Genomic DNA, 9,303 nt, shown 5'->3' with positions numbered 1-9,303 from the left:
CGATCTCTTATAAAATGCTAAGCCGTTACGATTATAACTGACAATGCCATTGCTTATAATGAGCTATTTAGTAATACTGCTGCGCAAAGCGTTAAAGATAACTAAGCGATTTATATCATCGCTATCACTGATAACTTCTTTGCTAAATGATAGCGATTATTTAAGGTAATTTTTATGTCTACTTCTACGCTCCCATCTCAATGTTTGCATCATTTAACAGTGGCGCGCGTGAGTGTACTTATCGCATTTGGGCTATCGATGAGCGCTTGCAATAGTCTGAAACCAGTATCAACCACTGAGCCAGTAGTGACCAATAAACCCACGGTAGCGTTGGTATTGGGCGGTGGCGGTGCTAAAGGCTTTGCTCATGTAGGCGTCATTAAAGCGCTAGAAGAAAATGGCATTACACCGACGCTAGTGGTCGGCACCAGTGTCGGTAGTTTGGTGGGTAGCTTGTATGCAAGCGGCTATACTGCAAAAGAGCTTGAGCGCCTAGCACTGACAACCACTGATAGTGAATTAACAGACTTTACCTTATCGAACCAAGGATTTATCGAAGGTATTAAACTTAAAAACTTTATCAATAATAAAGTAGCTAAGCGTCCGATAGAAAATTTCCCCATCTCCTTTGCTGCCATTGCTGCTGAAAAACACACGCTGAAAAAGACTGTCTTTAGAACGGGTGATGCAGGACTTGCCGTGCAAGCATCTTGTAGTGTGCCAAATGTTTTTATTGCACCGCGAGTCCCTGAAAAATTTGGTAAAAAATATATCGATGGCGGTGTGGTCAGCTTAGTGCCTGTGGATAGCGCCCGTGAGTTAGGTGCTGATATTATCATCGCCGTGGATGTGACTGCTTCTAGCCCGAATACTTCTACGAATAATAAAAAACCAACTATCAATTCATTAACCAGCTTCTGGGGGTTGTTTGAAAACAATATTATCGCTAACAATGTCATCGCTAATGTAGCCTATAACGCTAATACTAATGCGTCATCGACTAAGCATAGCGCTGCATCCATGCGGCATGAACGTGATCGCGCTGATATCATCATTATGCCCAACGTCGGTCATATCAGCTCACTAGATACCAGCCAACGCAGCACCCTCATCACGGCTGGCACACAAGCCACAACTGCCAAAATCACTGCCATTCAGCAATTAATCAAAGAGAAATCTAGCAGCAGATATGCCACTCTTTAATATTATTTTTGCCCTAAAATACTCGGAGCTTAAAAATCTTTATTTAATAAAAAAGCACCACAGTCAAAACTGTCGTGCTTTTTGTTTTCATTATTTAGAAACTGTTTCTCTAAAAAATTGACTTATTTAACACGGGCACGGTATTTCACCGCGACGGTATCATTTAGACCAACGCCTTCCAAATCCCAACGAACGGCTTTATAGAATTTTAATGGAATTTCTTGCAGTTGATTATCAACCTTTCCACGTAACGGCATGCGAGCAAAGGTATTGCCATCAGCACTACCATAGGGGAAGTCAGGAGAGACGGCACGTAATAATTCGACTTGCTCAGGGATGCTCATCGTAACCGTCATTTTGCGGACGCGATCTGCATTGGTATTGGTAAAATAGCCTTGATATTCTAAGACATTACCTGACTGCAAGCGCGTATTGGCATTTACAGGCACCAGTATTTCTTGACCATTTGTATCAACACTCACTAATGACGCGGTGATTTTACTATTCACCGCTTGTGCATTTGAACGACTGGTTTGGCTACTATTTGACTGCATAGCCACTGAACTATCAAGCGCTTGTTCTGGCGTAGGCAACATCGCTGAGGCTTGCGTCACTGCCATCACACCGACGAGCGTACCGGCGACAACATGAAATAAGCGGTGTCCGCTCCATGCACTAAACGGATTCGCAAAATGGTTACTTTTCTTCATGACATTTATTATCCCTAGTTAATGTATCGATAAAACAATATATCTAAAACAATGCTGATAAAACTTAATAGTATTAAAATAAGGATGTTTCAGCGAGTATTATCCTTAAATAGAGCACCATGGTTAATCAAACAAATTTTCTAAACGTTATTATTTTTATCAATTATCTGCGTAAGCTGTCGGTAAAGCAATAGCGCTTAGCATAACAAAAAGTATTTATACCTACATTAACCCTGTGTTGAAGTTGTGTATAGCCAGCACACTTTTATAATAGATGTTGACCACGCAGGTTTATAATGACGTACAGATACCGAAAATGCTAAAGCGAATAAAATAAAAGATAGCTCATAACGGTGTTTTTTGCTATGGTAAATCTTTGACGACAGCCATGTTCTGTCATCCCCTTTTTCTTATTCTAACGACTACTGCTGCCATTATGACTACTAGCGCTATGCCCAAAATTAACCCTGAATACGTCCATTGGTTCCGTAACTCTGCCCCCTATATCAATACTCATCGCGGCAAAACGTTCGTGATTATGTTTGGTGGTGAGGCAGTCAACCATGCAAATTTTAGTACGCTGATTCATGATTTTGCGCTATTGCATAGCTTGGGTATCAAGCTAGTATTGGTGCATGGAGCGCGACCACAAATAGAAAAAAACCTTAAAGATACCGATATCGCATCGCCACTGCATCAAGACATTCGTGTAACGCCGCGCGCTGCGATGCCGTCTATCTTACAAGCTGTGGGTGCTATTCGTCTGCAAATCGAAGCGCAGCTGTCGATGGGATTGGCAAACTCGCCCATGTATGGCTCACGTATTGATGCGGTATCGGGCAACTTTGTCACCGCACGCCCTTATGGCATCCGTGATGGTGTCGATTATCAAATGACCGGTGAAGTTCGTTCTATCGATGTTGAAGCGATTAAAAACAACTTACTACATGACCATATTGTGATTTTAGGCTCAATGGGTTACTCAGCGACTGGTGAAGTTTTCAACTTACTCGCTGAAGACGTGGCGCTCAGTGCAGCAGTAGCGCTAGGTGCGGACAAGCTAATTTTCTTGGGTGAAGAAGTGGGTATCAATCACGATGACCGCTTGCTGCGTGAGATGATTCCAAATGAGGTCGATCGCTTCTTACGTGATCGTAATCTGAACTGTGAAATTAATTACTTCTTGAGCTGCGCAAGTAACGCTTGTCGTCAAGGGGTTCATCGCACTCATATTATCTCATATGCAAAAAACGGTGCGCTACTTGAAGAGCTATTCACCCGTGATGGTTCTGGCACCCTGATAAGCCATGATCCTTATGAAGAGATTCGCCGTGCAGATATCGATGATGTGGTGGGCCTTCTTGAGTTATTAACGCCGCTAGAGGAGCAAGGCATCTTGGTCAGCCGCTCACGCGAGCGCTTAGAGCAAGAGATTGATAACTATAGTGTCATTGAGCGTGACGGCATGATTTTAGGCTGTGCAGCCCTTTATCCATTGGACTCAGATTCAGCAGAAGTCGCTTGTGTTGCCGTACATCCTGAATACCGTAGCGGCAGTCGCGGCGCTGACTTACTGGCGTTTTTAGAGCAACAAGCCCGCAGTCATGGTTTACACAAATTATTTGTACTGACCACTCGTACGGCACACTGGTTTGTAGAACAAGGGTTTGCTGAAGTTGAGGCAAGTGCCTTACCTGAAGCGCGACTAGAGAAATATAATAATGGTCGTAACTCTAAAGTCTTTCAAAAAAATCTTTAACTAAGGGCTCATTGACTTCGACAACTTAAAGGCTAATGTCTTTAGCAAAAAAAGCCCTCTTACAGTAAGAGGGCTTTTTTATGTGCTTTATTTTTTAAAGTATTATTTTACTTTTAATAGCTCAACGGTAAAGATAAGTGTGCTGTTAGGCTCGATACCTGCGTTACCCGCTTCACCATAAGCGATGTCAGATGGGATATAAAATTCATATTTACCGCCCTCTTTCATCAACTGTAAACCTTCAGTCCAGCCAGCGATAACTTGGTTCAGTGGGAACTCAACTGGCTCACCGCGCTCATATGAGCTGTCGAATACGGTACCGTCAATCAATTTACCTTCGTAGTTTACTTCAACCACATCTGTCGCTTTTGGTGACTTACCAGTACCTGCGGTCACTACTTTATATTGTAGACCAGAAGCAGTGGTTTTCACGCCAGCTTTTTTGCCATTCTCTGCTAAGAATGCAGCGCCTTTGGTTTTATTTTCACCTGCTTTAGATTCCATATCTTTCACAAACTTCTCTTCTTGTTCTTTTTGATAGGTTGTCAACACTGCTTGCATTTGCTCTTCTGTCAATGCTGCTTTTTTGCCTTCATAGCCATCACGGAAGCCTTTTTCAAACGTATCAAGGTTCAAATCCCCAACCGCTTCCTTGTTTCCTTCTGCCATCATATAGCCCAAGCTATAGCCTACTTTTTCATCGGCTGGGCTTTGTTCAGTGACTGAAACACTCTTAGCAGCCGTTTCTTTATTGCCATTGTTAGTGCTACAGCTGGTGATTAACAACATAGCACTTGCAAGGGCACTGATGCTTAGGGTCGTGATTTTTTTCATAAAATGCTCTCAAATTGTAAGAATAGTGGCGAGATGTCACATGGTCTTATAATAGCAAATCTTGGATTTGCCGGCTATGATTCGCTTCAAATTATCGGTCAATTGTACAGTCTATGTTAACATTTGCCGTAAAAATAACAACTTATCACACAACTATAGTGAGACGTTAAGCTTTCTGTCTTTAATTCCACCATTACATCAGCTAAGCTGAATTGGTTAAGGTAAAAAGTAAGTGCTTAAATAATTTTAATTAAAAATACTAATAAATAGGTGTGTGTTTGCCGCAAATAAAACGCTCAGATTGCCGCGTCCTTGTTATTGCCTAGCAGATACATTATCCTTACAGGAGGACAGGATGAATCCAATGTATACATCATTCAACGGTTATCTGGGTGGCCCTATCGGCTCCATCATCGGCGCTATTCTTATTTTTATCATTGGTTGGCTTGTCGCCTTGGGCATTGCTGCTCTCGTACGCGGTGTGCTATCTAAAATCAATCTCAACCAACGTATGAACGCTTCAACTGGCAAAAGCTATGACTTAGAAGGCATTATTTCTAAGATTGTCTTCTGGTTTATCTTCATCATTGCCATTTCTGGCGCATTAAGCCAATTGAACCTAAATTCTATTTCAACGCCGTTTGCCAACATGGTAAACCAAGTATTGACCTTTATCCCTAATCTTATCGCTGCGATCGCAATTGGTGTGATCGGTTGGGTTATTGCGACAGTGGTCCGTACTGCTATGAATGCTGCACTGGCTAAGACCTCAATGGATGAGCGTTTAAGTGCAAAAGCTGGTATAAAACCTATGAGCAGCACGATTGCTGATATGGTTTATTGGTTCATTCTGCTTATAGTATTGACCATGGTACTCGGTCAATTAGAGCTAGATGGTTTATTTGCTCCATTAACCAATATGGTTGATAAAATCTTCAGCTTTATCCCTAATATTCTGATTGCTGCTGTTGTCTTTGTGGTGGGTTATATCATCGCCAAAGTCGTACGTGGTATCGTGACCAATCTGGTTTCTACTTTTGATGTACAGAAGCTTGCGACCAAAGCCGGTCTCAGCGAACAGAACAGTTTGCCGAATATTGCGGGTTCATTAGCGTTCTTAGTAGTGATCATACCAACGATTATTGCAGCGTTAAATGCCCTAAAAATCGATGTGATTGCTCGTCCTGCCACCAACATGCTTAACAAAATCATGGAAGCATTGCCAAACATCTTTATGGCGATTGCTATCTTGGTTGTGACTTTTTATGTTGTACGTATGGTTGCGAACATCATTAAAGGCTTGCTTGAAAATACACAAATCAATCAGTTGCCTGCTAAAGTTGGTCTACAACAGACCATGGGTGATAAAAGGGTTTCTGACTTAGTTGGCTATGCCATTGTATTCTTTGCCATGTTATTTGCCTCTATTGCCGCTGCTGACTTATTAGGTTTTGAGCCTATCTCAGCCATCATTGCGATGTTTATTGCTTTTGGTGCCAATATCATCCTAGGCGCGATCATCCTGTTTATCGGTTTTTGGCTTGCCAATATTATCGCTGGTGTGGTCGAACGCTCTGAACAAGGTTCACAGTTCTTAGCAAATATCGTGCGCGTTTTGATCATGGGCTTAGTACTTGCCATGGGTCTAAAAGCGATGGGTATTGCAGACTCTATTGTTAACCTAGCATTTGGCTTAACCTTAGGTGCCGTTGCCGTGGCATTTGCTCTATCATTTGGTCTAGGTGGTAAAGAAGCAGCAGCACGTTTCTTACGCAAAATGCAGGATAAAATGGACAGAGAACGTGACGAAGCAAAAGCAAAATCTGCTTTGACGCCAAGCTCATCGACTCAAGATAAGGTTGCTGCTTCAGTACGTGACAATACGCCAAGTACAGCTACTGATACGTTTGGTAGCAGAGCAACTCAAGTAGACAATAACACCATCACACCTAATAACTTAAGCTCTACCAGTGATGTAAATTCTTCTACAGTTGATATCAATCATATTTCAACTGATGATAGTGATATCGATGGTCCTAATAATCTAAGATAGTTTATCGTTATTGATTTATTTAATAGAAAAAGACAGCTTAGGCTGTCTTTTTTATTCTCCATTATAAAGAGCTCTAAGCAAATCCTCTTTTTTCTCTTTAATAGCTTAACTGGCTTTGCTCTCATTGGTTTGTTGTAGCTGCTGAATCTTTTTAGTTAGTTGTCGCTCACGCTGGGTCATGGCATGGACTGGCTGAATCCATAAGTCGATGTCCATGAAGGTATCGTCATTTTCGACAATAAAATCGATACCCAATACAATCACATGGTGCAGCTCTGCTATCGGCAATCGCGTTGCGACATCTAAAGCTATCTTTGCTAAATTTGGCTGAATAGCTGCTTTGCTGTGTTGCCCCTCTTTATCCTGTCCATAAAATATCAACACATAATGTCGTCCCAAACTCTCATACGAATGTTGATGGACGACATAGCCTTGCTCTTGTAGGTATGCTTTTTGTTTGGGATGCTTGTATAAAGTACGAATCAGTTCATGACGCGAAAACAGGGACTCATTTACTATTTGCTGCTGCCAGTGAGAAAAATCCACTTCTAGAGAATTATCGGAGCATTCTTTTTGCTTAAGCACCGCAGATTTTTTATATACCATATCCAACATCTGCATGCTAAGTTGTGACCATAAAGTAGCCGCTTGCTGCATATGCTGCTGATACATTTGTATGGTTGGACTATTGGTTTTTTGCGCAAGCGACATCGCTATCAATGCTGAGTTAGGCTCATTTTGTAGACGATATTTTATGAGCGCGTTATCTATTGCAATAGCAGGCGCCAAAAAATCTGTACTATTTAAGAACTCAGTCGCCATCAAAGTTTTGGGGTCTAACCAATATCGCTTAGCACTATGCTGTAGTTGCTCTAAACGATAGAGTAAAAATCGCCATAATTCACAGGGTGTTTGTAGCACCTCTAAATTGGCACGCCAGTCATGCCAGCCAAATATTTGTAAAGGCTGAATATTACTATTGGTTTCAATAATAGCGCTCTCTATTACATCACAGCCTAAAAAGTCATATCGAATACGCTGCATATGTGCATCCTGAGAGGTGATACTGCTTTGATACTGGATATCTAAAAGCAGTACAGTCACCGTAGGAAACTGGCTGTCTGCATTTGTATCTATGGCCGTCGACTCATCAGTATTGCGCCATATGTTGATAGAGTTGATGACGGCAGTACAGCTTGTCTTAACATCAGTGCATAGGCTATCATTCGGTAAATATACCACCACCTCTAGTAGCTGCAATAAACCCTTTGGCAGCTTATATTCATAAAAATGGGTATAGTAATGGCGGTCAATGACTGGCATATTTGGCAGATTTATCTCTAAAATATCCGCTCGTAAGTAACAGCTCATCTCATTTATAAGAGGGCTTTTATCAGATATCAATGTCGTTGAATGAGACACAGTCATAACCTTTTTATTGAAAATAAAGATATATTATATGGCGCAATGAGTACCCAGCAGATAAACCCAATAGTTGCTACACGGATGTTTAGCAAAAAATAGACTACACAAGAGCAGTTATACACGGTCGCTTTAGCCACAGTGAATTGCTATGATGACATAAAAGCTTGATTACTTTCGCATTGATTAACTCATAAATCGACACTTTGCACTACAATAAAGTTTATTAACCTAATAACTCTTGGATGATAATAAGGACTGCATATCATGAAACGCTTTAAAGAAAAAACAGTCATCGTAACAGGTGCAGGCTCAGCTATCGGCCGTGCAACCGCCATTCGTTTTGCAAATGAAGGTGCCAACGTCATATTAGTTGGACGCTCTGCTGATGTGTTAAAAGAAATCACTAAAGAGTTCCCACAAGACCGTACATGGATTCATACTGACAACTTTTTAACGATTGCCTGCGATATCGGTGTTGAGAGCCAAGTACAAGAAATGATCAAAAGAGTCATCAATAAATTTGAGAGAATCGATGTATTGGTGAATAACGCACCACAGATGCCAGACGAAAATTCTGGACTATCAATTGAACAGAGCTCATCCGCCGTTGATGACTATTTGAATGAAATTTTGTATGTCAGTCAGACTGCTATGCCGTACTTAATCCAGAGTAAAGGCAATATCGTTAATGTGCCTTCATTTGCAGCCTGTAATAGTGATCAAAGTGTAGCAACTTATCATGACTCCACGGCAGGTATCACTGATTTAACCCGTACATTGGCTTCAAATCATAGTACTGATGGTGTGCGTATCAACGCTGTCAATCCAAATGTAACGGAAGCCGATATATCAGCTGCTATTCAAACTAATGGCATGAGCAATGATGACATAAATAATGTCCAAACAAATAACAGTACATCGTCAGATAGTAGCCCGCTCGGACGCTGTGCCATGCCAAACGATATAGCAGCAGCCATTACTTTTTTAGCGAGCGACGATGCTGCTATGATTACTGGTACCAATTTGCCAGTAGATGGTGGTGTGAGTACTTCTAACCGTTAAGTGTGCTAATGAGCTATTTGATAAATCCTTGATGCTTAACGATTCAAATATAGTGAGTATAAAAAAATCCCTGATACGTCAATATCAGGGATTTTTTATTTATAAACGTGATGAACGACTATTTAAAAATACTAGTCAGCAAATTGATTGATGTCTTGTAACGGCTGCGATAAGCGCTCAGGATGTCTTGGCATCACGCCTTGATATTGGGCATAGATTTTTGGCAAGTCTGCTTCGATATCTCCTGTAGGATAAAT

7 protein-coding genes are annotated in these 9,303 nt (G+C 41.3%); 4 read left to right on the top strand and 3 right to left on the bottom strand.

The features are described from left to right. Positions 1-174 precede the first annotated feature (174 nt). Positions 175-1,203: a patatin-like phospholipase family protein gene (locus tag VLN09_RS10445; protein WP_325246273.1), complete on the top strand. Its 1,029-nt coding sequence runs from the start codon at positions 175-177 to the stop codon at positions 1,201-1,203. A gap of 122 nt (positions 1,204-1,325) precedes the next feature. Here VLN09_RS10445 and VLN09_RS10440 read toward each other — a convergent pair whose 3' ends face one another. After that, positions 1,326-1,913: a hypothetical protein gene (locus VLN09_RS10440; RefSeq protein ID WP_325246271.1), complete on the bottom strand. Its 588-nt coding sequence runs from the start codon at positions 1,911-1,913 to the stop codon at positions 1,326-1,328. Between the two features lie 436 nt (positions 1,914-2,349). On the opposite strand from VLN09_RS10440, the gene argA reads away from it, so the two are divergent. After that, positions 2,350-3,672 carry an amino-acid N-acetyltransferase gene (gene argA, locus VLN09_RS10435; protein WP_325246269.1) on the top strand — a complete coding sequence of 441 codons (1,323 nt, stop codon included), beginning with the start codon at positions 2,350-2,352 and terminating at the stop codon, positions 3,670-3,672. Positions 3,673-3,774: 102 nt separating this feature from the next. On the opposite strand, the gene VLN09_RS10430 is transcribed toward argA, so the two are convergent. After that, positions 3,775-4,506 (bottom strand): FKBP-type peptidyl-prolyl cis-trans isomerase, encoded by a 732-nt coding sequence (locus VLN09_RS10430; protein ID WP_325246267.1) that lies wholly within the window; start codon positions 4,504-4,506, stop codon positions 3,775-3,777. Positions 4,507-4,861: 355 nt separating this feature from the next. Between VLN09_RS10430 and VLN09_RS10425 the strand changes: the two genes are divergently transcribed. Then, positions 4,862-6,559 (top strand): mechanosensitive ion channel, encoded by a 1,698-nt coding sequence (locus VLN09_RS10425; protein WP_325246265.1) that lies wholly within the window; start codon positions 4,862-4,864, stop codon positions 6,557-6,559. Positions 6,560-6,664: 105 nt separating this feature from the next. Here VLN09_RS10425 and VLN09_RS10420 read toward each other — a convergent pair whose 3' ends face one another. After that, entirely contained in the window at positions 6,665-7,981 is a 1,317-nt protein-coding gene (locus tag VLN09_RS10420) for a hypothetical protein (RefSeq protein WP_325246263.1), read from the bottom strand. 267 nt (positions 7,982-8,248) lie between these two features. Between VLN09_RS10420 and VLN09_RS10415 the strand changes: the two genes are divergently transcribed. After that, positions 8,249-9,046, top strand: coding sequence for an SDR family oxidoreductase (locus VLN09_RS10415; protein WP_325246261.1), 798 nt, complete (start codon positions 8,249-8,251; stop codon positions 9,044-9,046). Positions 9,047-9,303: the final 257 nt, after the last annotated feature.

The sequence above is a fragment of the Psychrobacter sp. genome, from assembly GCF_035469765.1.
Lineage (GTDB): Bacteria > Pseudomonadota > Gammaproteobacteria > Pseudomonadales > Moraxellaceae > Psychrobacter.
The sequence above is the reverse complement of the archived record's forward strand: the minus strand, read 5'-3'. Positions and strand labels throughout refer to the sequence as shown.

What these genes read in the sequence shown, in the direction of transcription:
- VLN09_RS10425 (WP_325246265.1), top strand. Translation starts at nt 4,862, where the DNA reads ATGAATCCAATGTATACATCATTCAACGGTTATCTGGGTGGCCCTATC.
- VLN09_RS10415 (WP_325246261.1), top strand. Translation starts at nt 8,249, where the DNA reads ATGAAACGCTTTAAAGAAAAAACAGTCATCGTAACAGGTGCAGGCTCA.
- argA (WP_325246269.1), top strand. Translation starts at nt 2,350, where the DNA reads ATGACTACTAGCGCTATGCCCAAAATTAACCCTGAATACGTCCATTGG.
- VLN09_RS10440 (WP_325246271.1), bottom strand. Translation starts at nt 1,913, where the DNA reads ATGAAGAAAAGTAACCATTTTGCGAATCCGTTTAGTGCATGGAGCGGA.
- VLN09_RS10445 (WP_325246273.1), top strand. Translation starts at nt 175, where the DNA reads ATGTCTACTTCTACGCTCCCATCTCAATGTTTGCATCATTTAACAGTG.
- VLN09_RS10430 (WP_325246267.1), bottom strand. Translation starts at nt 4,506, where the DNA reads ATGAAAAAAATCACGACCCTAAGCATCAGTGCCCTTGCAAGTGCTATG.